The sequence below is a fragment of the Curtobacterium sp. 314Chir4.1 genome (assembly GCF_900215175.1).
Classification (GTDB): Bacteria; Actinomycetota; Actinomycetes; order Actinomycetales; family Microbacteriaceae; genus Curtobacterium; species Curtobacterium pusillum_A.
The window spans coordinates 474,771-500,582 of the sequence record NZ_OCMI01000002.1 but is presented as its reverse complement, the minus strand read 5'-3'; the positions used below and the strand labels follow the sequence as shown (position 1 = coordinate 500,582).

The 25,812-nt window shown below is 71.8% G+C and carries 25 protein-coding genes; 12 read left to right on the top strand and 13 right to left on the bottom strand.

The window, feature by feature from the left end; translation table 11 throughout:
- Positions 1-3 precede the first annotated feature (3 nt).
- Complete coding sequence (locus CRP27_RS07315) at positions 4-1,980, bottom strand: glycoside hydrolase family 127 protein (protein ID WP_097180033.1); 1,977 nt, start codon at positions 1,978-1,980, stop codon at positions 4-6.
- 165 nt (positions 1,981-2,145) lie between these two features.
- Between CRP27_RS07315 and CRP27_RS07310 the strand changes: the two genes are divergently transcribed.
- The 9 genes from CRP27_RS07310 to CRP27_RS07265 all read left to right on the top strand — a co-directional run bounded on the left by CRP27_RS07310 (position 2,146) and on the right by CRP27_RS07265 (position 14,501).
- Positions 2,146-3,144 (top strand): LacI family DNA-binding transcriptional regulator, encoded by a 999-nt coding sequence (locus CRP27_RS07310; RefSeq protein WP_097180032.1) that lies wholly within the window; start codon positions 2,146-2,148, stop codon positions 3,142-3,144.
- 179 nt (positions 3,145-3,323) lie between these two features.
- On the top strand, positions 3,324-5,012 hold the full coding sequence (locus CRP27_RS07305; RefSeq protein ID WP_101686000.1) for a xylulokinase: 1,689 nt from the start codon (positions 3,324-3,326) through the stop codon (positions 5,010-5,012).
- Entirely contained in the window at positions 5,009-5,707 is a 699-nt protein-coding gene (locus CRP27_RS07300; protein ID WP_097180031.1) for an L-ribulose-5-phosphate 4-epimerase, read from the top strand. The genes CRP27_RS07305 and CRP27_RS07300 overlap by 4 nt, the downstream gene beginning before the upstream one ends.
- Positions 5,704-7,227: an L-arabinose isomerase gene (araA, locus tag CRP27_RS07295; protein ID WP_097180030.1), complete on the top strand. Its 1,524-nt coding sequence runs from the start codon at positions 5,704-5,706 to the stop codon at positions 7,225-7,227. Before CRP27_RS07300 ends, araA begins: the two co-directional genes overlap by 4 nt.
- Positions 7,228-7,237: 10 nt before the next feature.
- Positions 7,238-8,497, top strand: a complete 1,260-nt coding sequence (locus CRP27_RS07290; protein ID WP_097180341.1) for a D-arabinono-1,4-lactone oxidase — start codon at positions 7,238-7,240, stop codon at positions 8,495-8,497.
- 658 nt (positions 8,498-9,155) lie between these two features.
- Entirely contained in the window at positions 9,156-10,823 is a 1,668-nt protein-coding gene (locus CRP27_RS07280; RefSeq protein ID WP_176505498.1) for an ABC transporter substrate-binding protein, read from the top strand.
- Positions 10,820-12,571, top strand: coding sequence for an ABC transporter ATP-binding protein (locus CRP27_RS07275; RefSeq protein WP_097180027.1), 1,752 nt, complete (start codon positions 10,820-10,822; stop codon positions 12,569-12,571). The genes CRP27_RS07280 and CRP27_RS07275 overlap by 4 nt, the downstream gene beginning before the upstream one ends.
- Positions 12,568-13,506, top strand: coding sequence for an ABC transporter permease (locus CRP27_RS07270; protein ID WP_097180026.1), 939 nt, complete (start codon positions 12,568-12,570; stop codon positions 13,504-13,506). The genes CRP27_RS07275 and CRP27_RS07270 overlap by 4 nt, the downstream gene beginning before the upstream one ends.
- The gene (locus CRP27_RS07265; RefSeq protein ID WP_097180025.1) at positions 13,503-14,501 is read left to right on the top strand and encodes an ABC transporter permease; all 999 of its coding nucleotides are present in this window, start codon (positions 13,503-13,505) and stop codon (positions 14,499-14,501) included. Before CRP27_RS07270 ends, CRP27_RS07265 begins: the two co-directional genes overlap by 4 nt.
- A gap of 140 nt (positions 14,502-14,641) precedes the next feature.
- Here the strand turns inward: CRP27_RS07265 and CRP27_RS07260 are convergent, their stop codons facing one another.
- The 5 genes from CRP27_RS07260 to CRP27_RS07240 all read right to left on the bottom strand — a co-directional run bounded on the left by CRP27_RS07260 (position 14,642) and on the right by CRP27_RS07240 (position 18,386).
- Entirely contained in the window at positions 14,642-15,628 is a 987-nt protein-coding gene (locus CRP27_RS07260; protein WP_097180024.1) for a squalene cyclase, read from the bottom strand.
- Positions 15,629-15,638: 10 nt separating this feature from the next.
- On the bottom strand, positions 15,639-16,121 hold the full coding sequence (locus CRP27_RS07255) for a DUF2087 domain-containing protein (protein ID WP_097180023.1): 483 nt from the start codon (positions 16,119-16,121) through the stop codon (positions 15,639-15,641).
- Positions 16,118-16,444, bottom strand: a complete 327-nt coding sequence (locus CRP27_RS07250) for a MazG nucleotide pyrophosphohydrolase domain-containing protein (RefSeq protein ID WP_097180022.1) — start codon at positions 16,442-16,444, stop codon at positions 16,118-16,120. Before CRP27_RS07250 ends, CRP27_RS07255 begins: the two co-directional genes overlap by 4 nt.
- The gene (locus CRP27_RS07245; protein ID WP_097180021.1) at positions 16,444-17,763 is read right to left on the bottom strand and encodes a GNAT family N-acetyltransferase; all 1,320 of its coding nucleotides are present in this window, start codon (positions 17,761-17,763) and stop codon (positions 16,444-16,446) included. The genes CRP27_RS07250 and CRP27_RS07245 overlap by 1 nt, the downstream gene beginning before the upstream one ends.
- Positions 17,764-17,891: 128 nt before the next feature.
- Entirely contained in the window at positions 17,892-18,386 is a 495-nt protein-coding gene (locus CRP27_RS07240) for a MarR family winged helix-turn-helix transcriptional regulator (RefSeq protein WP_097180020.1), read from the bottom strand.
- A gap of 91 nt (positions 18,387-18,477) precedes the next feature.
- On the opposite strand from CRP27_RS07240, the gene CRP27_RS07235 reads away from it, so the two are divergent.
- Genes CRP27_RS07235 through CRP27_RS07225 form a run of 3 tightly spaced genes read left to right on the top strand, consistent with a single transcriptional unit; the run spans position 18,478 to position 20,526 of the window.
- Positions 18,478-19,407 carry an NADP-dependent oxidoreductase gene (locus tag CRP27_RS07235; protein ID WP_176505497.1) on the top strand — a complete coding sequence of 310 codons (930 nt, stop codon included), beginning with the start codon at positions 18,478-18,480 and terminating at the stop codon, positions 19,405-19,407.
- 11 nt (positions 19,408-19,418) lie between these two features.
- Positions 19,419-19,967, top strand: a complete 549-nt coding sequence (locus CRP27_RS07230) for a GNAT family N-acetyltransferase (protein WP_097180019.1) — start codon at positions 19,419-19,421, stop codon at positions 19,965-19,967.
- A gap of 34 nt (positions 19,968-20,001) precedes the next feature.
- The gene (locus tag CRP27_RS07225; RefSeq protein WP_097180339.1) at positions 20,002-20,526 is read left to right on the top strand and encodes a GrpB family protein; all 525 of its coding nucleotides are present in this window, start codon (positions 20,002-20,004) and stop codon (positions 20,524-20,526) included.
- 97 nt (positions 20,527-20,623) lie between these two features.
- On the opposite strand, the gene CRP27_RS07220 is transcribed toward CRP27_RS07225, so the two are convergent.
- The 7 genes from CRP27_RS07220 to CRP27_RS07190 form a co-directional block, all read right to left on the bottom strand.
- Positions 20,624-21,160, bottom strand: a complete 537-nt coding sequence (locus CRP27_RS07220) for a GNAT family N-acetyltransferase (protein ID WP_369680010.1) — start codon at positions 21,158-21,160, stop codon at positions 20,624-20,626.
- A 161-nt stretch (positions 21,161-21,321) separates the two neighbouring features.
- Positions 21,322-22,227, bottom strand: coding sequence for an NADP-dependent oxidoreductase (locus CRP27_RS07215; RefSeq protein WP_097180018.1), 906 nt, complete (start codon positions 22,225-22,227; stop codon positions 21,322-21,324).
- 93 nt (positions 22,228-22,320) lie between these two features.
- Positions 22,321-22,848, bottom strand: coding sequence for a hypothetical protein (locus tag CRP27_RS07210; RefSeq protein WP_097180017.1), 528 nt, complete (start codon positions 22,846-22,848; stop codon positions 22,321-22,323).
- Position 22,849: 1 nt separating this feature from the next.
- Positions 22,850-23,521 carry a signal peptidase I gene (locus CRP27_RS07205; protein ID WP_255257469.1) on the bottom strand — a complete coding sequence of 224 codons (672 nt, stop codon included), beginning with the start codon at positions 23,519-23,521 and terminating at the stop codon, positions 22,850-22,852.
- A complete protein-coding gene (locus tag CRP27_RS07200) occupies positions 23,518-24,411 on the bottom strand; it encodes a hypothetical protein (protein WP_097180015.1) in 894 nt (297 codons plus the stop codon). Before CRP27_RS07200 ends, CRP27_RS07205 begins: the two co-directional genes overlap by 4 nt.
- Positions 24,408-25,004, bottom strand: coding sequence for a TasA family protein (locus CRP27_RS07195; protein WP_097180014.1), 597 nt, complete (start codon positions 25,002-25,004; stop codon positions 24,408-24,410). The genes CRP27_RS07200 and CRP27_RS07195 overlap by 4 nt, the downstream gene beginning before the upstream one ends.
- A 156-nt stretch (positions 25,005-25,160) precedes the next feature.
- Positions 25,161-25,715 carry an alternate-type signal peptide domain-containing protein gene (locus CRP27_RS07190; RefSeq protein WP_097180013.1) on the bottom strand — a complete coding sequence of 185 codons (555 nt, stop codon included), beginning with the start codon at positions 25,713-25,715 and terminating at the stop codon, positions 25,161-25,163.
- Positions 25,716-25,812 lie beyond the last annotated feature (97 nt).

The window sequence follows — 25,812 nt, the reverse complement described above, 5'->3', positions numbered from 1 at the left end:
ACGTCACCGCGCCAGCGGGAGCCAGACGCGCATCGGCGCGGCTCCGCGGTTCGCCCAGGCGTAGTACGGGACCGCGGTCGCGGTGACCGCCTGGAGGCCCGTGGCGGGGCCCGCAGAGCCGGCCGCGTCGTCGACGCTGGTGGCGTCCAGAGCGTGATCCGCGCCTCCCGGCCCGTCCAGTCGTCGGTACGGCCACGCTGCCTGCACGTGCTCGGCAGGCGCACGACCCGGAACGCGCAGCGTGACGATGCCGTCGAGCAACCCGTCCTGGCGGTCCTCGGTGATGGTCGCGTCCGCGTCGACCGTCAGGTCGTCGACCGTGAAGCCCTGCTGGTCGGCCTGCTCGACCGCGTACACGAGCGGGCCGCGCTCGATCGCGACCTGCCCGCGGGCGGCGTCGATCCGGGTGTCGGCGACGTACCGGTGCGGCGTCGTGTCGAAGACGAGCTCGACGGTGTCGCCGGCGGTCCACTCGCGGTCGATGACGTGCAGCGTGCCCGGCGCGGGGCTGTCCGTGCCGTCCGGACCCGTGACCGTCGTGGTGTCCGACCACCCGGGGATCCGCAGACCGAGGGCGAGCGGGCCGTCCTCGGTGACCGTGACGCGCACGTGGCCGTCGTGCGGGTAGCCCGTCTCGACGTCGACCCGGCCGAGCGACGCCGTGGCGTACTGGTGCAGCTGGAGGCCGCCGTCGGTGGCGGTGGCGAGGTAGCCGTCGAGGCTCGCGAACGTCCGCATGATGTTCGGCGGGCAGCAGGCGCAGTCGAACCAGCCGCGTCGGCCGTGCGCGGGGGAGCGGTTCTCGTCCTGGTGGGCGTGGTCGCGCTGCTGCAGCGGGTTGACGTAGAAGTACTCGGTGCCCGCCAGGCTCACCCCGGCGAGGAACGCGTTGTACAGCAGGCGCTCGATCGCGTCGGCGTACTCAGGCTTCCCGGTCGCGAGCAGCAGGCGCCACGCCCACTGGATGCCGCCGATCGCCGCGCAGGTCTCGGCGTAGCCGCGGTCGGTCGGGAGCTCGTACGGGTCGCCGAACGCCTCCCAGTCCCAGCGGGCGCCGAGTCCGCCGGTGATGAACGCCTTCGTCGCGAGCATGTCCGCGAACTGCCGCTCGCTCGCCGCCAGGAGCTCGGTGTCGCCGGTCTCGATCGCGACGTCGACCGCTCCGGCCGCCAGGTACACGGCGCGGACGGCGTGCCCCTCGACGGTCGTGGCCTGTCGGATCGGCACGCGGTCGGAGAAGTACGTCGGTTCGCCGCCGGCCCGCTCGATGATGCCGTGCCCGCGGGCGTCCACGAACCAGTGCGCGAGGTCGAGGTAGTCGCGGTTGCCGGTCTCGCGGTAGAGCTCGACGAGGCCCATCTCGACGACGGGGTGGCCGTCGATGTCCTGCTGCTTGCCGGGTCCCTCGCCGAACGTGCGGACCAGGTGGTCGGCGTTCTTGACCGCGACGTCGAGCAGACCGGTGTCCCCGGTCGCCCGGTGCTGCGCCACAGCCGCCTGGTACAGGTGCCCGGCGCAGTACATCTCGTGGCTCCACTTGAGGTCCGTGTACCGCTCGCCCTTCCCGCGGATCTGCTGCACGGAGTCGAGGTAGCCGTCGTCTGCCTGCGCCTGGGCGTACAGGGCGGTGACCTCGCGCTGCAGGTCGAGCAGGTCCTCCGACGGGGCGCGGCCGTACTCCCACGCCACCGCTTCGAGCCACTTCGTCACGTCGGAGTCCATGAAGATCGGGCCCGTCGCGTCGCCTTCCTCGAGGCCGGCGGCGATCCGGAGGTTCCGGAAGTTCCCGGCTGCCTCGAGCAGGGCGTACCCGCCGCGGATCGCGTCGCGGCCGTTCCGTTCCTGCCGGAGCGCCCAGAACCCGCCGGTGATCCGGGCGTCGCCCGTCGGCAGGGGCCGGAGCGCGAGGTGCGCGTCGGCGGTCGGGAGGACCGGCGTCGCGGTGTGCGCGCGGCTGTCGGTCGCGAGCGTGGTGGTCATGTCGCCTCCTTGCGATGTGACTGGTCCGTCTGCCGACCCGTGGTCGGGTGCGGAAAACGGTTTCTGGCGGGGACGCTACGACACGTGCGAGCCCGGCGCAAGGGCTGCGGCACAATCGGTGGATAGACTCATGGACACGTCCCGTGATCCGGAAAGGTGGTTGCCGTGACGATCGATCGTGTGTCGCAGCCCGTGCGGATCACCGACGTCGCCGCGCTCGCCGGGGTGTCGATCGGCACGGCCTCGAAGGCGCTCAACGGGACCGGACAGCTCCGGGACGCCACCCGGGCCCGGGTGAAGGACGCCGCCGAGAAGCTCGGGTTCGTCGGCGACGCCCGGGCTCGTGCGCTGTCGTCCGGCCGGACCTACACGGTCGGCATGATCACGACGGACTCGTTCGGCCGGTTCTCCATCCCCGTGCTGCTCGGCGCCGAGGACGCCCTGTCCGCCGGGCAGATGGCCGTGCTCCTGTGCGACACCCGCGACGACCACGTGCGGGAGGCCCACTACCTCCGCTCGCTCGCTGCACGCGGGGTCGACGGCATCATCGTGACCGGGCGTTCCGCGGACCCCCGCCCCCCGATCGACGTGCCCATGCCGGTCGTCTACGCGTTCACGCCGTCGACCTCGGACGCCGACGTCTCGATCACCCTCGACGACGCCGCGGGTTCGTCCGAGGTGGCGTCGCACGTGCTCTCACTCGGTCGGCAGCGGGTCGCGATCGTCACCGGGCCCGCACGGCACCGGTCCGCCGAGCGACGGGTGGCCGGCGCGGTGTCGGTGCTCGGGTCGCGGCTCGTCGGCGAACCGCTGTACGGCGAGTGGTCGGAGCGGTGGGGGCGGCAGGCCGTCGACGTGCTGACGCGGGGATCGGCGGACGTCGACGCGATCGTCTGCGGGAGCGACCAGATCGCCCGTGGCGTGTGCGACCGGCTGCGGGAGGTCGGGCGGTCGGTGCCCGACGACGTCGTGGTGACGGGGTTCGACGACTGGGACGTGATGGCGCTCGCGAGCCGGCCGCCGCTCACCACGGTGGACCTGCGGCTCGAGGAACTCGGGCGGGTGGCGGGGCGTGCGCTGCTCGACCTGATCGACGGCGGGGCGGCGGCGTCCTCCGCGGTCACCCCGACGCTCGTCATCCGCGAGAGCACGATCGGCGCGTAGTCCGCGGGGCGGGTCGTGCCCTGTGCCTTCGGCGAGGTCGCACGAAGTGTCGTTCGTGGCGCCGCCAGGCGACCGATCGTGCGACCTCGGCACGACGCGCGCGGCGGCGTTGCGTGCGTGAGCGCTCACGTGCCAGGATGTGAGCGCTCACGGAGGACGACGAGGTTCTGGAGGAACGCATGGGCGACGATCGCCGGCAACAGGTCGTGGACGGCCGCACGACACTCGGCATCGAGCTCGGCTCCACGCGCATCAAGGCGTGCCTGGTGGACGAGGACCTCGTACCCATCGCCGCGGGCGCCCACGAGTGGGAGAACGCCTTCGTCGACGGTCGCTGGACCTACTCCCTCGAGGCCGTCGAGTCCGGACTCCGCGCCGCCTACGCCGCCCTCGTGGCCGACGTCGAGGCGCAGTACGGCGTCACCCCGACGACCTTCCGCGCCGCCGGCGTCAGCGCGATGATGCACGGCTACCTGGCGTTCGACGCCGCGGGCGAGCTGCTCGTGCCCTTCCGCACCTGGCGCAACACCTCGACCGGTCCGGCCGCCGAACGGCTCAGCGAGGCACTCGACTTCAACGTCCCGCTGCGCTGGTCGGTCGCGCACCTGTACCAGGCGGTCCTCGACGAGGAGCCCCACGTCGCCGAGCTCGCCGGCATCACGACCCTCGCCGGGTACGTGCACCGTCGGCTCACCGGCCGCGACGTCCTCGGGGTGGGCGACGCGTCCGGCATGTTCCCCATCGACAGCAGCCCCGTGGACAGCGGGCCGGGCGAACCCGGTCACCGCGACTGGGACCACGACAAGCTCGCCACGGCGCAGGCCCTGCTGGGCGGGTCCGTGCCGGACCTCCGCACGCTCCTGCCCGAGGTGCTCGTGGCCGGGGAGCACGCCGGCGACCTCACCCCCGAGGGCGCCGCGTGGCTCGACCCGACCGGCACCCTGCAGCCCGGCGTGCCGCTCTGCCCGCCCGAGGGCGACGCCGGCACGGGCATGGTCGCGACGAACGCCGTCGCCCCCCGCACCGGCAACGTCAGCGTCGGCACGAGCATCTTCGCGATGGTCGTCCTCGAGCACGCACTGCGCACCCCGCACGAGGAACTCGACGTCGTGACCACGCCCTCCGGTGACGCCGTCGCGATGGTGCACTGCAACAACGGCGCGAGCGAGATCGCGAGCTGGGCGAAGGTCTTCGGCCGGTTCGCCGACGCCGCCGGCCAGCCGCTCGACACGGACACCGTCTACGCGACCCTCCTGGCCGAGACGGCGCACGCCGACCCGGACGCCGGCGGGCTGCTGTCCTTCAACTACCTCGCGGGCGAACCCGTCACGCACGTCGAGGACGGCAGGCCCCTGCTGCTCCGGACCGCTGATGCGCGGTTCACGCTCGGCAACCTCGTGCGCTCCGAGGTGCACGGCGCGTTCGCCACCCTCGCGATCGGCATGGAGGTCCTGCACGCCGAGCACGTCCGGGTCGACCGGATGACGGCGCACGGCGGACTCTTCCGCACGCCCGGTGCGCCGCAGCAGCTGCTCGCCGCGGCCCTGCGGGTGCCGGTCGCCCTCGAGGAGACCGCGGGCGAGGGCGGGGCCTGGGGCATCGCGGTGCTCGCGGCGTACCTCGAGCACACCGACCAGCACCTGGCGGACTTCCTGGCGGACACGGTGTTCGGGGGCGACGCGGTGCACGTGGCCGACCCCGAGCAGCGGGACGTCGCGGGCTTCCAGACCTACCTCGACCGGTACCGCGCAGCACTCCCCGTCCAGGCCGCCGCGGCAGCCGCGACCCGACCCAGCGCCACCACCCACCACGGCGAACCGACGACGGGTGCCGAGCCGCGCCTCCAGGAAGAGGAAGTGACCCGATGAACGACGAGACCCAGCAGGCGGTCGCCGCCACCCGTGAACGCGTCGCCCGGCTGCACGGCGAACTCGTCCGCTACGGACTGGTGATCTGGACCGGCGGCAACGTCTCCGAACGCGTCCCCGGCACCGACCTGTTCGTCATCAAGCCGTCCGGGGTGTCGAGCGACGACCTGACCCCGGAGAACCAGGTGGTCTGCACGCTCGACGGTGTGCCCGCAGACGGCTGGGGCAACGAGCACGGCCCGTCCTCGGACACCGCCGCCCACGCGTACGTGTACCGGAACATGCCCGAGGTCGGCGGCGTCGTGCACACCCACTCGACGTACGCGACCGCGTGGGCCGCCCGTGCCGAGGAGATCCCGTGCGTGATCACGGCGATGGCGGACGAGTTCGGCGGCCCGATCCCGGTCGGTCCGTTCGCGATCATCGGCGACGACTCGATCGGCCACGGCATCGTCGAGACCCTGAGCGGCCACCGGTCACGGGCGGTCCTCATGCAGAACCACGGCGTGTTCACGATCGGTCGCGACGCCCGCGACGCGGTCAAGGCCGCGGTGATGTGCGAGGACGTCGCCCGGACCGTGCACATCGCCCGGCAGGGCGGTGAGACCGTGCCGATCGCACCGGATGACATCGATCGACTCTTCGATCGCTACCAGAACGTCTACGGACAGAACCCAGAAGGAGCCATGCGATGACGCAGGTGAACCCGCAAGCCACCCTGGACAGCTACGAGGTCTGGTTCCTGACGGGGAGCCAGGGGCTGTACGGCGAGGAGACCCTGCGCCAGGTCGAGGAACAGTCACGTGCCGTGCACGCGCAGCTCGAGGGTGCGCTGCCGGTGAAGCTCGTCTGGAAGCCCGTGCTCAAGGACGCCGACGGCATCCGCCGCGCCCTCATCGAGGCCAGCGCGGACGACAAGGTCATCGGCGTGACCACCTGGATGCACACGTTCAGCCCCGCCAAGATGTGGATCGGCGGGCTGCAGGCGCTCACGAAGCCGCTGCTCCACCTGCACACGCAGGCGAACGTCACGCTGCCGTGGGCGGACATCGACTTCGACTTCATGAACCTCAACCAGGCGGCGCACGGCGACCGGGAGTTCGGGTACATGCTGGCGCGGCTCGGGGTCCGGCACGCGACCGCCGTCGGACACGTGTCCGACGAGCGCGTCGTCGCTCGTGTCCAGAACTGGACCCGAGCCGCAGCCGGCGCCGCGGCCGTGCGGGAGCTCAAGCTCACCCGCTTCGGCGACAACATGCGCTACGTCGCGGTCACCGAGGGCGACAAGACCGAGGCCGAGATCGAGCTCGGCGTGCAGGTGAACACGTGGGCCGTCAACGAGCTGACCGAGGCTGTCGCCGCGGCGGAAGCCGACACGGCAGCGGTCGATGCGCTCGTCGCGACCTACCAGCAGGACTACGACGTCGACCCGTCGCTCCGCGAGGGTGGCGACCGCCACCAGTCCCTCCGCGACGGCGCCGCCATCGAGCTCGGCCTCCGTGCCCTGCTCGCGCAGAACGACTCCGCCGCGTTCACCACCAACTTCGAGGACCTCGGCACCCTCAAGCAGCTCCCCGGCCTCGCCGTGCAGCGCCTGATGGCCGACGGCTACGGCTTCGGCGCCGAGGGCGACTGGAAGACCGCCGTCCTCGTCCGCGCGATGAACGTCGCCGGTGCCGGGCTCCCCGGCGGAGCGAGCCTGATGGAGGACTACACGTACGACCTCACGCCGGGGGCCGAGAAGATCCTCGGTGCGCACATGCTCGAGGTCTCGCCGACGCTCACGACCACCACGCCCACGCTCGAGATCCACCCGCTCGGCATCGGCGGCAAGGACGACCCGGTCCGCCTGGTCTTCACCGCGGACGCCGGCGAGGCCGTCGTGGTCGCGCTGTCCGACACCCGCGACGGCTTCCGGCTCACCGCGAACGTCGTGGACGTCGTACCGCCCACCGAAGCCCTGCCGAAGCTGCCGGTCGGCCGCGCCGTGTGGGAGCCGCGCCCGTCGTTCCCGGTCGCCGCCGAGGCCTGGCTCACCGCCGGTGCCGCGCACCACACCGTGATGACCACGGCCGTCGGCCTGCAGGTCGTCGAGGACCTCGCGACGATGGTCGGCACCGAGTTCGTCGTCATCGACGAGCACACCACCGCCCGCGGCTTCCGCGACGAGGTGCGGCTCCAGCAGACGTGGCACCGTCTCGACCGGGGGTTCTAGGCTCGTGACCGTGACCGCAGCGACGCGTACGAACTGGGCAGGGAACGTCACCTACCGGGCGTCCGAGCTCGTCTCGCCGACCTCGGTCGACGAGGTCCGGCGCATCGTCGCGGGCACACCGCGCCTCACGGCGCTCGGGTCGACGCACTCCTTCAACCGGATCGCGGACACCGACGCGGTGCAGGTCTCGCTGGCGGGGCTGCCGCCCCAGCTCGAGATCGACACCGACCGTCGCGTCGTGCGCGTCGCCGCCGGCATGGTCCACAGTCAGGTCGCGGCCGGCCTGGAGGCACGTGGCTGGGCCCTCGCGAACCTCGCGTCCCTGCCGCACATCTCCACGGCCGGCGCCGTCGCCACCGGCACACACGGCTCCGGCATCCGCAACCCGTCGCTCGCGCAGGCGGTGGTCGGCCTCGAGGTCGTCCGGGCCTCCGGGGACGTGGCGTGGGTCGATGCGACCACGCCGGACGGTGCCCTCGACGCGCACCGCGTGGCGCTCGGCGCGCTCGGCGTCGTCACCGCGGTCGAGCTCGCCGTCGAGCCCACGTTCCAGGTCGCCACGACCGTGCACCTCGACCTGCCGTGGGACGCCGTCGTCACCCACTTCGACGAGGTCATGGCCGACGCGTACTCGGTGTCGGTGTTCACGTCGTTCGACGACCGCGGCGCACGCCAGGTCTGGGTGAAGCGCCGCGTCGACGAGGCAGCTCCGGCCGTCGACCTCGTCGCGCTCGGGGCCCGGCCCGCGACCGGCCCCGTGCACCCGGGGGAGAACGACCCCGCCGGGGTCACCGAGCAGGGCGGCGTCCCCGGGCCCTGGTCCGAGCGGCTGCCGCACTTCCGGTCCTCGTTCACGCCGTCGACCGGTGCCGAGATCCAGGCGGAGTACCTGCTGCCCGCGTCGTCCGCCGTCGACGCGCTGCAGGCCCTGCGTCCGCTGCGGTCGCTGTTCGCACCGCTGCTCATCGCCGCCGAGGTCCGGACGGTCGCACCCGACACCGCCTGGCTCGCGCCCTCGTCCGGACGGCAGTCGGTGGGGATCCACTTCACGTTCCGACGCGACGCCGACGCCGTGGCCGCCGCGGTCCTGCGCATCGAGGAGGCCCTCGCGCCGTTCGATGCCCGGCCGCACTGGGGCAAGGTCTCGGCAGCGAGTGCCGAGCGGTTGCACGAGGTCTACCCGCGGCTGGACGCGTTCGCTGCGGTGGCGCGGGACCTCGACCCCACGGGGAAGTTCCGGAACGAGTTCCTGGCGCGCGTCCTGTCCTGACCGGCCGGAGCCGGATGGAGCGTCCCCACACCGATGGACGCGGTGTGGGGACGCTCGTCTCCCTACGCCTTGCGGAACAGGTCGAGCACGAGCCTGGTGAGGTTCACGAGCAAGCTCGCGATCCCCAACCAGAGCGCCTGACGCCTGGTCCGGCCTTCGGTGTCGTTCGACATCGATGACCTCCTTGTGTCGTCGCCGGCGGACACGAGGAGCTTCGGCCGAGGGATGCGGAGCCGAGCGGGCTCGGCTACCATCGGTTCCGAGCGTTTGACTCGGGATGGGTTTGCATCCCTTGGCTTCCACTCGGAAGGCAAATCGAGGCCCGGCAACTGTCGTTACCAGTTCCGGGCCTCGGCTCATTCGCCCTGGTCGCGCTCCGGCGGTCCACGCAACCACGAGCAGCCTACGACGGTCCGTCCGGTGGAACGGCACATTTCAGTTCGCTGACGTCGCGAACACTGTGCAGACGCATCGGGAATAGCGGGACGTCGCACGGGACTTGCACCGTTACGCCGTGCGTCGTCCCGCGCGCACGAGATTCGGACGGTCGACCGCCCGGGTGTCAGGATGGACGGCGCCCGGTGACCCGACCCGAGCCGCAGCAGCGACCACCCCACGGTCGCCACCCCCACCACTTCCCACGAGGAGCAGCATCGTCATGAGACGCCCCAAGCGCCTGACCATCACCGCGGCGGTCGCCGCAGCAGCAGCCCTGGTCCTGACCGGCTGCTCGGGCGGAGGGGCGTCGGACGACGCATCGGGCGGCACGGCCAAGGGCGGCACGCTCAACATCCTGACGACGGCGACCGCGGTCCACCTGGACCCGGCCACCAGTCAGAACCTCAACATCACGACCCTCGGCCTCGTGCTGCGTCGCCTGACCGCGTGGGACGTCGAGCCCGGCAAGACGGCGAAGGTCGTCCCGGACCTCGCGACGAACACCGGTGACTCGAGCGACGGCGGCAAGACCTGGACCTACCACCTCAAGAAGGGGCTGAAGTTCCAGGACGGCACGGCGATCACCACGAAGGACATCAAGTGGGGCATCGAGCGCTCGTTCGCGCCGACCCTCACCGGCGGCCTGAGCTACCACAAGTCGCTCCTCGTCGGCGGCGACACCTACAAGGGCCCGTTCGACGGCAAGACGCTCGACAGCATCGAGACGCCGGACGACTCCACCATCGTATTCAAGCTCAACGCGGCGTACGGCGACTGGCCGTGGCTCGTGTCGATGCCCGCGTTCGCCCCGGTCCCCGAGGGTGACGGCACCGACACCGGCGCGTACGACGCCAAGCCCGTCGCCTCCGGCCCGTACCAGGTGCAGTCGAACACGCAGGGCTCGCAGATCACGCTCGTCCGCAACAAGGAGTGGAGCGCGAAGACCGACGACGTCCGCACCGCCGGTCCGTCGAAGGTCGTGTTCAAGGAGAGTCAGGACCCCTCGACGGTCACCCAGACCCTCATCGCCGACAACGGTGACGCGAAGGACTCCTTCGGCGCCACGTACCTCGGTGCCGCCGAACTGAACCAGGTCCGGTCGAACCCCTCCGCGCAGGACCGCCTCGCCACGTCGAAGGCCGGCCCGATCACCTACATGGCGATCAACACGCAGAAGGGCTCGCTCAAGGAGCTCAAGGTCCGCCAGGCCCTGCAGTACGCCGTCGACAAGAAGTCGTACCGGATCGCCGCCGGTGGTGCGCTCGCCGGCTCGTACGCCACGACGCTCATCACGCCGGGCATCGCCGGTCGCCAGGACTACGACCTGTACAAGCCGGGTGCGTCGGGTGACGTCGCGAAGGCGAAGAAGCTCCTGCAGGAGGCCGGCGTGTCCGACCTCAAGCTGACGCTCGCCACCCAGAACGACCCGTCGAGCCTCGCCCAGTCGCAGGCCCTGCAGGCCGGCCTGAAGCGCGCCGGCATCACCGTCACGCTGAAGCCGCTCGACTCGGACTCGTTCTACACCGCGACGACCGACGGCACCGACTTCGACCTGGCGCTGTTCAGCTGGCAGCCGGACTTCCCGAGCGCGAACGCCAACATCCAGCCGCTCTACGACTCGTCGCAGATCGGCGGCGGTGGCTACAACGTCTCGAAGTACAGCAACCCCGAGGTGGACGCCCTCATCAAGGAAGCCAGCGCGACCGTCGACCAGAAGGACGCGCAGAAGCTCTGGGCCGAGGCGGACAAGAAGATCATGGCCGACGCCCCGATCGTGCCGCTGACGTACGCGAAGCAGTCCTTCCTGGCCGGCTCGAACGTGCAGCACTTCCAGATCGCGGACTTCCCGGCGTACCCGAACTACCTCAAGGTCTCGCTCGCGAAGTGAGTTCCCCGCTGCTCGAGGTCGAGGGGCTCCGCGTCGCGTTCGGCGACGCGGAGCCCGTCGTCCGTGACGTCTCCTTCACCCTGACGCCCGGTCGGGTGCTCGCCCTGGTCGGCGAGTCCGGATCGGGCAAGTCCGTCAGCGCGATGAGCGTGCTCGGCCTGCTCCCGCCAGAGGCCCGCGTCACCGGCAGCATCCGGTTCCGCGGTACCGAGCTGGTCGGCGCGACGGACGACCAGCTGCGCGCGGTCCGTGGCGCGGGCATCGGAGTCGTGTTCCAGGAGCCGATGAACTCCTTCACGCCCGTGCTCTCGATCGGGACGCAGATCGCCGAGGCGGTCACGGCGCACCCGACGGAGCTCGACCGCGCCGGGGTGTCGGCCCGCATCGACGAGCTGCTGCGTGCCGCCGGACTGACCGACCCGCAGCGGATCCGGAAGGCGTACCCGCACGAACTGTCCGGCGGGCAGCTGCAGCGGGCGATGATCGCGATGGCGCTCGCGGGCGACCCGGTGGCGCTCATCGCGGACGAACCGACGACGGCACTCGACGTCACGGTGCAGGCGGGGATCCTCGACCTGCTCCGCACGCTCGGGCGCGAGCGGGACCTCGCGGTCCTGCTCATCACGCACGACATGGGCGTGGTGGCGGACGTCGCCGACGAGCTCCTCGTGATGCGCCGGGGCGACCCGGTCGAGCACGGGACGGTCGCCGAGGTCTTCGCGCACCCGACCGCCGAGTACACCCGTGCGCTCCTCGACGCGGTCCCCAGCCTGGAGGCGCGGGCCGGCTCCGCCACGTCGGCTGCGGACGCAGCCGTCCCCGAGTCTCGGCCTGAGCGACCGTTCTCGGCCGGAACGGCGCGAGAAGTGTCGCCCAACGCGAGTCTCGGAGCGGCGCAGGCGAGTCTCGGGGAGCCGACCCGCGCCTCCAGTCCGCTCGTCGCGCAGCTGCGCGACGTCGCCGTGCGGTACGCACGCCGCGGCGAACCGACCGTGTCCGGCATCGACCTCGAGCTCCGCGCCGGCGAGACCCTCGGCCTCGTGGGCGAGTCCGGATCCGGCAAGTCGACCATCGGGCGGGCGCTCGCCGGCCTGGTGCCGGTCGTGGCCGGCTCGGTCGAGGTGGACGGCAGCGACCTCCGCACGGCTCGGGGCGGACGACTGCGGGAGCTCCGCAGCCGCGTCGGGATCGTCTTCCAAGACCCCGCGTCCTCGCTCAACCCGCGCCAGACCATCGGGTGGAGCATCGCCGAGCCGCTCCTCGTGCACGGCACCGCCTCGGCGGCCGACCGTGCCGAACGGGTCCGCGAACTGCTCGTCGCGGTGCAGCTCGACCCGTCGTGGGCCGAGCGGTTCCCGCACCAGCTCTCCGGCGGCCAGCGGCAGCGTGTCGCCGTCGCCCGGGCGCTCGCACTCCGACCAGCGCTCGTGATCGCCGACGAGCCGACCTCGGCCCTCGACGTCACCGTGCAGGCGGCCGTGCTCGACCTGCTGTCCGACCTGCAGCAGGACTTCGGGTTCGGCATGCTGCTCATCAGCCACGACCTCGCCGTCGTCCGGCAGCTCGCCGACGAGGTCGTCGTGCTCCACGACGGCCGCGTGGTCGAACGCGGCACCACCGACGCGGTGCTCGACGACCCGCAGCAGGACTACACGCGCATGCTCCTCGCGGCGGCGCCCGTCGCCGACCCCGTGCGACAGGCCGCCCGCCGCGAGGCATGGCGTGCGTGGGAAGGGGTGGCCTCGTGACCGCCAACGTCGTCGACCGTCCGGTCGCGGCCACCGGGAACCGGAGCACCGGGTTCCGCGCCGTCGTGCGCCGGGTCCGGCAGGACCGCTGGGCCGTGGCGTCCGCGGTCGTCATCGTCGTGTTCGTCGTCGTGGCGATCGCCGCGCCGCTCATCGCCGCGATCACCGGTCAGGACCCGTACGGCTACAACATCGACGCGTTGAACTCGTTCGGTGCGCCGAAGGGCGTGGGCGGTGGGATCAGCGGCGAGCACTGGTTCGGCGTCGAGCCGCTCACCGGGAGGGACCTGTTCGCCATCGTGACGTACGGTGCGCGGACCTCGCTCGGCATCGGCCTCGCCGCGACCGTCGTCTCGATCGTGATCGGCGTGCTCGTCGGCGTCACGACCGGGTTCTTCGGCGGCTGGTACGACCGGGTGCTGTCCCGCGTCGTCGACGTCATCTTCGGGTTCCCGTCGCTCGTGTTCATGATCGCGCTCACCGCGATCGTGCCGACGTCCTTCCCGAAGCCCGTGCTCGTCGTCCTCGTCATCGGCTTCTTCGGCTGGCCGTCCGTCGCCCGTGTCGTCCGCGGTCAGACCCTGTCGCTCGTGAGCCGGAACTACGTCGTCGCCTCGACCGCGATGGGCGCCGGCCGCTGGCACGTCATCCGGACCCAGCTGCTGCCGAACCTCGCCGCGACGATCACCGTCTACGCGACGATCTCCATCCCCTCGATGATCGGTGCCGAGGCCGCCCTGTCGTTCCTCGCCGTCGGCGTGACCCCGCCGACACCGTCCTGGGGTCGGAGCATCGGCGACGCGATCGGGTGGGTGCAGACCGACCCGATGTACCTCGTGTTCCCCGGTCTCGCGCTGTTCCTGATCACCCTGGCCTTCAACGTGCTCGGCGATGCGCTCCGCGATGCCCTCGACCCCCGTGGAGGTGCACGATGAGCACGTTCCGCTTCATCGCCATCCGCGTCCTCGGTGCCGCGGTCGTCCTGCTCGTCGTCGCCGCGATCACCTACGCGCTGTTCATGCTGCTGCCGACGAACCCCGCCCGGGCGATCTGTGACAAGCCCTGCACCCCCGACCGGCTGCGGGAGGTCCAGGCGTTCCTCGGGACCGACAAGTCGTGGCTCGCGCAGTTCGGGGCGTACCTCGCCGGGATCTTCACCGGCCGGACGTTCGGCTCCGGCGCCTCCGTCATCCACTGCGCCGCACCGTGCTTCGGCTACTCGTTCCAACTGCACGACAGCGTCACGAACCTGATCCTGTCCCGCCTGCCCGTCACCGCCTCGATCGCGGTCGGCGCAGCCGTGCTGTGGCTCGTCGCCGGCGTCGCGGGCGGAGCGCTCTCCGCCCTGCGCCGGGGAACGTTCGTCGACCGTGCCGTGATGACCGTCGCCGTCGCCGGGGTGTCCGCGCCCTCGTACCTCGTCGGGTTGCTCGGCATCCTGCTGTTCGGGTTCGTGCTCGGCATCCTGCCCACCAGCGGGTACGTCGCGTTCGGTGACGATCCCGTCGGGTGGCTGACGCACCTGATCCTGCCGTGGTGCGTGCTCGCGTTCATCAGTGCGGCGATCTACGCCCGGCTCACCCGCGGCGAGATGCTCGAGTCGATGTCGCAGGACTTCGTCCGGACCGCCCGCGCGAAGGGTCTGCGCGAACGCCAGGTCGTCGTGCGCCACGGACTCCGGACGGCGATCCTGCCCGTGGTCACGCTGTTCGGGCTCGACCTCGGGTCACTGCTCGGCGGTGCGGTCATCACCGAGAAGGTGTTCTCGATGCAGGGCCTCGGCGCGCTGCTGATCGACGCGGTGCACACGCTCGACCTGCAGGTGGTCGTCGGCTTCACGCTGTTCTCGGCGCTGCTCATCGTGACCGCGAACGTGATCGTCGACGTCGTGTACGCGTTCGTCGACCCGCGGGTGCGCCGGCGCGCGTAGGCGGGGCTCTCGCGGGGCGCGGCGCCGCGGGGCGCGGTGCGCGGTGCCGCGCGCTCGCGCACAACCAAAGTCACGCCGAACCACGGCATTCCGCGGCGCGAGCTGAGTTTGGTTGTGCGACGACAGACCGGATCCGAGCGTCACGCGGGGCGTGCGCCGTCCCACCACCGCAGGACCCGCGTACCCGAGAGCGTGAGCCACCGCGACGGCTCACCCGCGGCGACGTCCACCTCGAACCACTGCCGCCCGGCCGGCCGCTCGCCCTGCGTCCAGGTGCCGTCGGGGTTCCGCGCGGCGCGGACGACCTCGACGGCCTCGGCAGCGCGCGGGTCCGGGGGAGTGCCGTCGTGCAGCGATGCCGCGCGCAGGTGGTCCGTCACCCGCAACGCGGTGTAGATCCACCGGAACGGGTACGCGAAGCGGTGGACCCAGGGGCCGACGACCTCGCCGTCGGACTTCCGGTGCAGCAGCCGCCGCTCGAGCAGGTACTCCGCACCACGGTGCCGGGCGTCCCGGAGCTCCTCCGCGCGCGGGTGCCGGCCGCCCGTGAGCTGCTCGTGGTGCAGCAACCCGTCCAGCACGTTCAGGGTCGAGTGGAACGAGGACACTGTCGAGCCCTCGACCCACTCGCAGTTCCAGCCGCCGTCGGGCTGCTGGTGCTCGAGCAGCCAGTCCGCGATGCCGTCCACGTCCGCCCCGAGCCACGTGCCGTTCGCGAGCGTGAACGCGTTGATGCAGCAGTCGACCTCGCCGCCCCAGTACGGCAGCTGCTCGTACTCCCACCGGCTGTTCGCGTCGAGCCGCGCGGCGGTGTCCCCGAGCACGGCGGCGTCGAGGCCCCAGTCGCGCAGGGCGTTGAGCGACCAGGTCGTCGCCGTATACGGCTGCCCGGGCTGCTTCGCCTCGGGACCGTCGAAGTCGAAGTCCGCGGGGAAGTACGCACCGCCCGCCCACTGCCCGTCCGGGTCCTGGTGGGCGAGGAGTGCAGCGCCGAGTCCCTCGGTGGCGACGCGTGTGCGGGTGGCTTCCCACGTGGACGCGGGCACGCCGACGATGTCCCGCTCCACCTGCCACCGGATCGCCGGGTCGGAATCGAGCAGCCAGTCGACCACGTCGTCGTCGCTCATGGCGCGGAGACTACGCCGAACCGCCCGACCCGTCCTGGCCGACGTACCGGTAGGCCGCGCCGTCGTCCGTCCGCTCGAGCACGCCGAGGTCCACCGCGTCCCGTCGCACGATCGCGACGTCCTCGGCGAACATCGCGATCGCCGCGTTGAGCACCGGCTCGGGGACCGGACGGGTCGCCCCGAGCCGTTCGAACACCAGCCCCACGATGCGCAGCGACAACGGGTGTCGTTGGTCGTCCGATGCGGGCATCCGCGCGATCCGGTCGAACTCGAGCAACGCGGCGGGTGCCTGCAGGCGCTGCAGGTCCTGCGCCGTGCGTCCGAGCAGCGGCGTGTCCGGGCCGTCGTCGCCGAGCCAGTCGAACGCCGCGATCGCCGTCCGGGTCCGGTCGTCGAGCTCGGCGTCACCGACCACGGCGGCACGCAGCGTCGGGCTGGCCAGCACGGCGACCGCCTGCCGCGCCCGCCCCACCGACCGGGTCAGGTCGGTCATGACCCCGCGCTCATCCGGTCCGGGTGCCACTTCGACCACTTCTCGCGGATCGCGTCGTCGATCGGGACCTCGAAGTGCCGCGCCACGAGGAGCACCTGGGCGAGGACGTCCGCGATCTCGTCACGGAAGCCCTGTTCGAGCTCGGCATCGGTCCGTCCCTTGCGCCGCGCCTGACCCGACCGGGCGAGGAAGGCCTGCGTGAGTTCGCCGACCTCCTCGCCGAGTTTCAGCACGAACCATTCGGGCGTCCGGTCGATGCCGTGTCGCTCGGCGTAGAACGCGGAGACCTCCTCGACCTCGTCGCTCAGCTCCTGCACGTCCATCAGAAGTACGTGATCCCGTGCGGCGTCCGCGGCGGGGTGAGCATCGCGCGCAGCAGCGCCGGCGCAGCCGGGTCGGCTGCGCGCAGCAGGCCGGCGGCCGCCAGCGTGACCGGTGACACCGAGCCGAGGAGCAACGCACCGAGGTCTGCGACGTCGAGCTGGACGTCAGAGCCGGCCGCGTCGGCGACGTCGGCGGTCTTCGTGACGGTGCCCCGTGCCTCCAGGACGTCCAGGCGGTACGTGCCGGTGGTGAACCCGAGCGCGTCCGTGACGGCGAGCGTCAGCGAACCGTCGACGGCGTACGGCCGCGAGGCGAGCACCGCCGGCACGTCGAGGATCCGCAGCCAGACGTGGTCTTCCTCGTGGTCGACGTCGTACGCGCGGTTGTCGCCGAGGGCAGCCACGATCGGGTCGTCCAGCCGCGACCGGTTGTACTTGACGACGTCGTTCAGGTCGATCGAGAGCAGGAACTCCCACAGCGACAGGTACGCAGCGTCGGTCGCGTAGACCAGGTCGACGACCTCGAGCACGGTGTCGCCGTCACGGCTCTCCTTGACGCGCCAGGTGACGTAGCCGTCGACCTCGTCGGAGTCGTCGGGGCGGTGCACGGCCGCCCGGACGTCCTTGGCCTTCTGGCCCTCCTGGTCGAGGAGCCCGAACACGACCGGCCACGTGCCGGCGTTCCGCACCATCGAACCCGGGGTGCGTGCGTTGAAGCGGTCGAACACGGCCCGGCCGGGACCGCCCGCGAGCCACTGCGGCGTGACGACGCTGACGACGCCGGTCGTCGGCGCGAGGAACGGCAGCGCGCGGTTGCGGCGGACGCTGACCGCGCGCTCGCGGATGGCGCTGCCGAAGCCGAAGCGGCGGTAGATGGTGCCCTCCGACGCGGTGAGCGACGCGATGGCGTAGCCGTCGGCGGCGCCCCGCTGGAGCGCGTGCGTCATCATGCTGCGGAGGATGCCGCGGCGTCGTTCGGTCGGTCGGACCGTGACCGCGGAGATCGCCTGCGTGTCGATCGACGATCCGTCGCCCCAGCTGAGCGACTTCCGGAACCACGCGAACGTGCCGGCGGGCCAGGTCTCGTCGACGGAGCCGGTCGCGGGGCGGCGCACGTAGGCGCCGAGCCAGGTGTTGCCGTCCTCGACGAAGTGCTCGACCATGCGGGCGGCGTGCTCGTCGCCGGGGTGCGTCTCGTGGAACCCGAGGCCGACGGCCTGCATCCAGGCCTCGGTCTCGGCGTCGGGTGCGCCCTGGTCGCCCGCGCCGGGCGCGAACTCGCGCAGTTCGTAACGGTCGTCGAATGCCTCGTTGCTCACGCCTCGACACTATCGGTGGCCGGTGACGAACGAGAAGGGCCGGCCTGGAGGCACGGGTCGGCGCCGCCTCGTCGGTCGCGTCGTGCGGTCCGCACCATCTCGGTCCGTGGTCGGCTCGGCCGGTTCCGTCACTTCGCGCGGCGGCGGGCCGCAGACCGCGGCGGGTTCGCGCGCAGGTGCCCGCTGATCGTGCCGAGGATGCGCGCGAGGTCGGCGGCGTCGTCGTCGGTGATCGACGCGAACAGGAGCCCGTGCACCGTGCTGATGTGACCGGGGAACACCGCGGCGAGGACGTCCCGTCCGGCATCGGTGATCGAGACCATCGTGCTGCGTTCGTCGTCCGGTGACGGCGACCGCGTCACGAGTCCGCGCTGCTCGAGCAGCTGTGCCTGGTAGGTCAACCCGCTGCGGCTGTAGACGACCCCGTCGGCGAGGTCCGTCATCCGCATGTGCCCGTCGGGGGCGTCCCCGAGCGTGGCCAGGAGCTGGAACTGCACGTAGCTGAGCCCACCCACTTCCTTGAGCTGCTGCTCGACGGCGGGGCGGAGGAGCGCACCGACCTCGGTGAAGGCGAAGTACGCGCCCAGCTGCGTCGGGGTCAGGGAGGTCGGGGTCTCGGACATGATTCGATCCTACCTGTTGCTTCGAGTTCGAAGCAGTGGTACGTTCCTGGTATTCGCTTCGAATTCGAAGCAAACGACGAAGGAGATCATCATGAAGGCAGTGCAGTTCCACGAGGTCGGCGGACCCGAGGTCCTCCAGTACGGCGAGGTCGAGCAGCCCACACCCGGCACCGGCGAGGTGCTCGTCCGGGTCACCGCGTCCGCCTACAGCGCGGCCGACAACGGCATGCGCGCCGGGTTCCTCCCGATCCCGATCGAACTCCCGCACATCCCCGGCTACGACGTCTCCGGCGTGGTCGACACCCTCGGCGACGGCGTCACCGACCTCGCGGTGGGCGATGCCGTGATCGGGTTCCTGCCCATGGAGCGCGACGGGGGAGCGGCCGAGTACGTCGTCGCCCCGGCGGACGCCCTCGTCCCGGCACCGACGAGCATCCCGCTGGCCGACGCCGCGGCGCTGCCGTCCGTGGCGTTGACCGCGTGGCAGGCGCTCGTCGACTCCGGTCGGCTCGAAGCCGGGCAGCGACTGCTCATCGTCGGTGCGGGCGGTGTCGTCGGCAAGTACGCGATCCAGCTCGCGAAGCGGCTCGGCGTGCACGTCATCGCGACCGCCAGCCCGCGCAGCGCCGACGCGGTCCGCGCAGCCGGCGCCGACCAGGTGATCGACCACACCGAGACGGACGTCCTGCAGGCGGTCGACGGGCAGGTCGACGTCCTGCTCAACCTCGCGCCGCTCGAGCCCGAGCGGTTCGAATCATTCGTCGCCGCAGTCCGCGACGGGGGAGCGGTGGTGAGCACCACGGCGTTCATCGCGACGCCGGGCGACGAGTCCCGGGGTGTCCGTGCCGAGACGGTGTTCGTCCTGCGGAACCGGGAGCGCCTGGCCGAGCTCGTGGCGCTCGTCGACGCCGGGGAGCTCACGGTCGAGGTGACGCGGCGAGTGCCGCTGACGGAACTCCGGGCCGTGCACGCCGAGGGTGCTGCGGGTCGGATCGCGGGCAAGGTCATCGTGCTCGTCTGAGAGGATCGAGCATGGCTGCCGCGCTGTCCGCCGAGGAACCCGGGCACCTCCGGCCCGTCGGGGTCACCGACCTCGACGACCTCAGGGTGTTCCTGGGCGAGGCCGACCTCACCGTGCACGGCATCGACTCGGAAACGGTCCGGCTGTTCATCGAGCGTGCTGCCGACGGTCGCATCGTCGGCAGCACCGGGTTCGAGCTGAGCAGCGACGGAGCGCATGCGCTGATCCGGAGCGTCGCGGTCGCCGAGAGTCGACGTACTCGGGGCGCTGGCACCCGACTCGCACGGTTCGCGCTCGACGAAGCAGCCCGGTCAGGTGCCACGCGAGCCTGGTTGTTCTCGCGCCGGTCCGGCCCGTTCTGGCAACGGCTCGGTTTCGTCGGGGCCGACCGAGACGACCTCGCCGCTGCGCTCCCGGACGCGCAGCAGGTCCGGCGGTTCTCGGAGACGGGGCAACTCGAGCACGAGATCGCGTGGTCGCGTCCCCTCGGCGACGAGTGCGGGCGGCCGACGGGCATCGCCGTCGAGGCCACCGCGGACCTGGAGCGGCGTACGGGCTGACCGTGACGCCCGCACCGCGGCCAGGGTGCTCCCGATGGTGTCCTTGGAGAACCGGCACGCTGCCTGGGCGCGGGAGTACGAGCGCGAGGCCGGTCGTCTGTCCGGAGCGCTCGGCACGCGCGTCACCGCCCTCGAACACATCGGCAGCACGGCGGTCCCCGGCCTCGTCGCGAAGCCGGTCATCGACCTCGCCGCCCGAGCCGCAGAGCACGTCGACGTGTTCGGACTGACGGGACTGATCGCGCCGCTCGGGTACGAGCTGCACCGGTCGGGCCCGAAGAACCACGGCGTGTACGTCCGTGCCGACCAGGGAACGCGGACGCACATCCTGCACGTCTTCGCGCACGAGTCGTGGGACGCGTGCAACCAGCGGCTGTTCCGCGACAAGCTGCTGCACGATCCCGGTGCCCGCGGGCGGTACGGCGCCGCGAAGGTCCGGCTCGCAGCCGAAGCCGACGGCGCGCGGTACACCGAGGCCAAGAGCGCGATCGTGCAGGAGCTCCTGGACGAGGAGCGAGCGGCTCGTGGGCTGCCGTCCGTCCGGGCGTGGGACAAGTAGCGTGCCTCGTTGGCGCGATCTGTACGGCCGGAGTCCTCGCTGCTGCTGGTGGGGTTCGCGACCGCGAACACCGGTACCAGGACGACGGACCTCCCCGTCAGGCCTGAACGGGCATGACCGTCCTGCGCATCACGGTCTTGCTCTTCCCGATGTGCCGTTCGAACTCGAACCCAGCCTGCTCGAACATCGCACGGGTGCCGTTGTGGAGGAACGAGGACGAGGTCCGCTTCCCCGGTGTGAGCTCGTTGGGGAAGGGCACCACCTCGCCGCCACCGGCAGCCGCGATGAGGCCGAGCGCTCCGTCGAGGGCCTCTCGTGCGACGCCCCTGCGGCGGTGGTCCCGATCCACGAAGAAACAGGTGATCCGCCACGGAGCCGGTCGGGTCTCGCCCGCGTCGTACTGCTTGCGGTGGTAGATGTTCGGCAGTTCCGCCGGACTGCCGTACTCGCACCACCCGATCGCGTCCTCGCCGTCGAACACCAGCGCTGCGTGGGCGACGCCCTCCTGCACGAGCCGCTGCTTGAACGTCGGCCCGTCGTGTTCGCGCTTGACGGTCTGGTCGGTGTCACCGTGGAAGTACGAGCAGTAGCACCCGCCCAGACGCCGTCGTGCTTCTCGGCGAGTGCTCGCCAAGCGGGGAAGGTCTCCGCCGTCAGCGGCTTGATCTCGTGCGCGGTCGTCATCAGCGGTCCACCGTCCCCGTCGTTCGGTGCAGTGCGGTCATCCTGCCACCGCGGTCGACCGCTGTCACGACCCTCTGGCATGCGATCCGCAGGTGTCCGGCGCTCGGGCGATCAGTCCACGACGAGGACGACCTTGTCGTGCGGCCCCGCGGTCTCCAGTGCCGCGTGCGCCGCCGCCGCCTCACGCATCGGGAACGTGGTCCGTGACCGGAGTCGCAGCTCTCCGGCGGCGAGCAGCGGCATGGTCTCGTCGAGCGCACCGGGTGCCCGGTGCGGCCCCGACGCGAGCAGGTGCACGCCGTCCTTGGCAGCTGCTCCGGTGAGGGTCACCACCCGGTCGGTGCCTCCGGCGAGCTCGACGGCCGGTCCGAGGTCGCCAAGCCCGACGGCGTCCAGGACGGCGTCGACGCGGTCCGTCCGGGCGCGCACGGCGTCGAGGAGCGGTTCGTCGGACGGGACGAACGTCGCGCCGAGTTCCTCGATCGTGGCCCGAGAGTGCTCGCGACCGACGGCGACGACCGTGGCCCCGCGGGCGACGGCGAGCTGGAGGGCGATCGACCCGACGGATCCGCCACCGCCGAAGAGGAGCAGGTGGTCGCCGACCCGGACGTCGAGCTGCACGAGTCCGGCGACGGCCGCCTCGGCGGAGGCGGGGAACGCCGCGGCCGCCTCCCACGACACGTTCGGGGGCTTGGCCACCCAGGTGTCCGCGAGCACCCGCTCGGCGTACCCGCCGAGCCCTGGTAGGAGGACGGCGACGTCGTCCCCGATCGCGACGCCGTCGACCCCGGCGCCGAGGGCGTCGACGGTCCCGGCCGCCTCGAACCCGAGGACCCCGGGCGTCGGCAGTGGGAACGGACCCTGCAGGTGCCCAGCGCGGATGTGCAGGTCGGTCGGGCCGACCCCCGCTGCGCGGACCGCGATCCGGATCTGGCCGGGTCCGGGTTCCGGGTCGGGGACCTCCTGCCAGGACAGGACGTCCGAGGACCCGTACTCGGTGACGACGACCGCATGCATGGTGACATCTTGTCAGCATCTCCACGCGATGGCACCGGGACGGCACCGCAACGCGCGGGCACCGACGCGGCACCGCAACGTGCGGGCGCCCACTCAGTCCGTCGCACCCCGTGGCGGATCGACCAGCAGGCCCACCCGGTCGGCGAGGTACGCCTCGAGCGGCACGGCAGCGCCGGCAGCGGGGGACCAGCGCACGAGCGGGATCCCGTCGTCGACGAAGAGCACCGCCGACGAACCGACGAGCGACTCGTCGAGCGGGATCGGCGTCGCTCCGTGGTTCACGGTGTCGCCCGGCGCGAAGTGCCCCTTCTGCGCCGCAGCCCGGTACGCCCGTCGCACCTCGGCGGACACCGAGACGAACTGGGAGCGGCCGGGGTCGGTGACCCGCGTGATCAGGCCCGTCGACCAGACCCGCCCTCCGGTCTCGAGCGAGGAACCCACGAGCAGTGCGCCGACCCGCCAGACGCGGCCGAGCGAGCGCATGGTGGGTTCGCGACGGATCCCGAGCACGGCCTTCGGCTCGACGTACTCCCCGAGTGCCTCGTCCGGGACGGCAGCGTCCCGGAGCGTCCGGGCGGCGTCGTCGAGCAGCGCCCTGGCCCGTTCCACGCCGTCCGTCACGTCACCCGAGCGTAGCCCGGTGCGCGCCCGACGACCGCCTGCCGTGGGGACGACCGGCAACGGCGACGCGTCGCCGACGCCGACGCCGTGCAGCCGACACGATGCCGATCGTCACCATGACGGCCCCGTAGGCGAGCAGCACCCCCGCGATCGCCGGGATGAGCCACGAGCGCGACCCGTTGACGAGCTGGTTGACCAGCCCGATGTCGGGCAGGCTGTACCAGACCACACCGCGGACCTGTGCGGCGGTGACGGGGGCCGGGTCGGCGAGCGCGTTGTTGTCGCCCTTGAGCGTGAAGGTCCGGGACCCGTCGGACGACGACGCCACGGAGACCACCCGGTGGCTGATGACCGCGGGCTGCCCGGAGGTGATCTGGTACGTCACGACGTCGCCGATGCGGATGTCCTCCACGGGCGTCGGTCGGACGACGAGCAGGGTGCCCGGGGGGAGCGTCGGGTCCATCGACTGGGTGAGCACGGTGAGCGGGGTCGATCCGGTGGCCTTCGGCACGACGATCAGCACGACGGCCAGCCCCGCGACGAGCAGGAGCAGGCCGGTGCTCAGCCCGAGCATGACGGCCCGGACGACGGCCTTCCAGCCCGTGACCGAAGAACCGGCGACCGAAGAACCGGTGACCGAAGAGCCCGCGACCGACGGACCGGCAGGGATCATGCGCCGCATCGGACTGCCTTCCCGTTGTTCTGCGTGAAGAGGGTGATCGTGCCGCTGGCGACGACGGTGCTCGTCGGGTTGCCCGCCCTGTCGAGGATCTTGACCGTGACGGTCACCGGACCGCTCGTGGCGACGCTCGCCGGGATCTGGTCGGGCGCCAGGGTGAAGCGTCCGTAGTAGTCCTGCTCCTTCTGCCCGACCATGGTCGAGGCATCGGGGCCGACGAACGCGCCGTACCAGGTGTCCTTCGGCCGGGACGACGTCGGCCAGGCGACCTCGACGTACGTGCCGCTGTGGTCCGTGCAGGTGAACGCCGGGGTGGCGGCCGAGGTGTTCAGGTAGAAGCCGCCCTGCACGACGCCGGACGTCCACGTACCTGCCATCACCGTGAGGTTGAGGTTCACGTTCGTGGTGCTGGACGCCGGAGCGGACGAGCTCGGGGTGCTCCGCGTGCACCACACGGCGCTGGCGCCGGCCGCGAGCTTCGACGTCATACTCGGCAGGGACGCCCAGGTGCCGGACACGGACCCGGTGCCGACCGCGGTGGACGCCGTGCAGGCCGACGTCGCGGTGACGGGCCACGCGACGACGCTCACCGCTTGGGCGAGGGCGGTCGAGCTGCCGGAGACGACCGACACCGTGGTCGTCGCGGTGCCGGCGAGGGAGCCGGTGTTCGTCAGCGTGATCGGCTTCGTCATCGACGTCACGCTGGACGAGAACGTGGTCGTCATGTCGCTGGTGCCGCTCAGGGACGCCCCGGTCTTGCCGATCGTGACGCTCGACGCGGTGGTCCCGGTGGCGCTCCAGAGCGCCCACGCCGCCGAGGTCCCACCGGCGACGAACGCCACGGTGAGCACGACCGCGAGCAGGGCGCGGAGCCGGCGGCTCATGCGCTCACCTGCGTTCCGGTGACGGTGAGGGAGAAGTCGGTCACGGCACCTGCAACGCTCTGCGGCGCGTCGGCGTCGAGGTCCATCTCGACGCAGCCGACGGCGCTGGCCCCGGCGGCGAGGGTGAAGGACCCGCTCCCGGTGTCGAAGGCCGCCAGACGGCCACTCGCGCCGGACAGTCCCGTGCGGCAGTCGGCGGTCGAGCCGACGACGGACAGGCGCAGGGTCAGCTCACCGAGCACGGCCGTGGTCGTGGAGTTCGTGGCGTACGACACCTTGGTCGAGGTGGTCGCGACGCGCATGCTGAGCGGGATCGAACCCGTGTTCTGCACGGTGAACGTGCCGGTCACGCCGGTACCGGGCCCGAGCACGGCCGTGTTCATCGCCGAGAGCGGCCCGGTGGTGATGGTCGCGGTTGCGGACCGGACGGTCGACGCCGAGGTGCTCGCCGTGCCGTTCCACAGCGCGTAGGTGCCGCCGGTGCCGAGCATCGCGGTGACGACCGCGACGACCAGGGCGATGACGGTCGGCCAGATCCACCGGTGACGACGCGGTGCGCGGTGGCGCCCGGTCGTCCTCGGTGTCCTGGTCATGTCCGTCCCTGGTCGTCGTGGTCGTGCGGTCACCGCCGGTGGGGCGGTGCGGTGGTGCGGGTGCTGCTGACACGGCCTGGAGGCACGTGGTCGCGATCGGCGGATCAGGGACCCATCGGGACCACGGCCTTCCAGGCCCGGGTCGGCACCCGCGGGTCAGGAACCGATCGCGGTCTGCGTCAGCGTGAAGGCGAGCGCGCCGACGTTGAGGGTCCCGCCCTGCCCGGTGGTCGCCGAGGAGGGGAGCGCGATGGTGAAGACGACCTTCACCGTCGAGGTCGCCGCCGAGGGCGAGACCACGAAGGTGTTCGCGTTCGCCGTCGACTGCACGACGGAGGCGCTCGACGACGTCACCGCGAGGGTCTTCGTCGTGGCGGCGAGGAGCGCGGCGTCACCGGTGATGCTCTGGTTCGCGTACGTGAGGTTGGCCTTGAGGTCCTGGCCGGTCGCACCGATCGTCAGTGTCTGGGTGAACTGGTACGTGTTGCCCGGCACCATGAGGGCGCTCGCCGGGTTGATCGTCGCCGAGCGGCCGTTCGTGACGTCGGTCCAGACACCGTCGTTGTTGGCGCTGAGGGTCAGCGAGCCGGAGCTCACCGAGGAAGCCGCCGTGCTGGCGCTGGCGTTCCAGAGGGCGAAGGTGCCCGCACCGCCGAGGAGGAGGGCGACACCGGCGGCGCCGGCGATGGCACCGGTCACGATCTTGTGCATGGAGGAAGTCCGTTCCTGCGCGTTCGGGCGCGCTGAGGCCATCGGCGCTGCCGATGGAACGATGTCATCGGCCCCTGGTTCGCGGGGCCGCGGCTGA

What these genes read in the sequence shown, in the direction of transcription:
- CRP27_RS07315 (WP_097180033.1), bottom strand. Translation starts at nt 1,980, where the DNA reads ATGACCACCACGCTCGCGACCGACAGCCGCGCGCACACCGCGACGCCG.
- CRP27_RS07305 (WP_101686000.1), top strand. Translation starts at nt 3,324, where the DNA reads ATGGGCGACGATCGCCGGCAACAGGTCGTGGACGGCCGCACGACACTC.
- CRP27_RS07300 (WP_097180031.1), top strand. Translation starts at nt 5,009, where the DNA reads ATGAACGACGAGACCCAGCAGGCGGTCGCCGCCACCCGTGAACGCGTC.
- araA (WP_097180030.1), top strand. Translation starts at nt 5,704, where the DNA reads ATGACGCAGGTGAACCCGCAAGCCACCCTGGACAGCTACGAGGTCTGG.
- CRP27_RS07280 (WP_176505498.1), top strand. Translation starts at nt 9,156, where the DNA reads ATGAGACGCCCCAAGCGCCTGACCATCACCGCGGCGGTCGCCGCAGCA.
- CRP27_RS07265 (WP_097180025.1), top strand. Translation starts at nt 13,503, where the DNA reads ATGAGCACGTTCCGCTTCATCGCCATCCGCGTCCTCGGTGCCGCGGTC.
- CRP27_RS07260 (WP_097180024.1), bottom strand. Translation starts at nt 15,628, where the DNA reads ATGAGCGACGACGACGTGGTCGACTGGCTGCTCGATTCCGACCCGGCG.
- CRP27_RS07255 (WP_097180023.1), bottom strand. Translation starts at nt 16,121, where the DNA reads ATGACCGACCTGACCCGGTCGGTGGGGCGGGCGCGGCAGGCGGTCGCC.
- CRP27_RS07250 (WP_097180022.1), bottom strand. Translation starts at nt 16,444, where the DNA reads ATGGACGTGCAGGAGCTGAGCGACGAGGTCGAGGAGGTCTCCGCGTTC.
- CRP27_RS07240 (WP_097180020.1), bottom strand. Translation starts at nt 18,386, where the DNA reads ATGTCCGAGACCCCGACCTCCCTGACCCCGACGCAGCTGGGCGCGTAC.
- CRP27_RS07235 (WP_176505497.1), top strand. Translation starts at nt 18,478, where the DNA reads ATGAAGGCAGTGCAGTTCCACGAGGTCGGCGGACCCGAGGTCCTCCAG.
- CRP27_RS07230 (WP_097180019.1), top strand. Translation starts at nt 19,419, where the DNA reads ATGGCTGCCGCGCTGTCCGCCGAGGAACCCGGGCACCTCCGGCCCGTC.
- CRP27_RS07225 (WP_097180339.1), top strand. Translation starts at nt 20,002, where the DNA reads ATGGTGTCCTTGGAGAACCGGCACGCTGCCTGGGCGCGGGAGTACGAG.
- CRP27_RS07215 (WP_097180018.1), bottom strand. Translation starts at nt 22,227, where the DNA reads ATGCATGCGGTCGTCGTCACCGAGTACGGGTCCTCGGACGTCCTGTCC.
- CRP27_RS07205 (WP_255257469.1), bottom strand. Translation starts at nt 23,521, where the DNA reads ATGATCCCTGCCGGTCCGTCGGTCGCGGGCTCTTCGGTCACCGGTTCT.
- CRP27_RS07200 (WP_097180015.1), bottom strand. Translation starts at nt 24,411, where the DNA reads ATGAGCCGCCGGCTCCGCGCCCTGCTCGCGGTCGTGCTCACCGTGGCG.
- CRP27_RS07195 (WP_097180014.1), bottom strand. Translation starts at nt 25,004, where the DNA reads ATGACCAGGACACCGAGGACGACCGGGCGCCACCGCGCACCGCGTCGT.
- CRP27_RS07190 (WP_097180013.1), bottom strand. Translation starts at nt 25,715, where the DNA reads ATGCACAAGATCGTGACCGGTGCCATCGCCGGCGCCGCCGGTGTCGCC.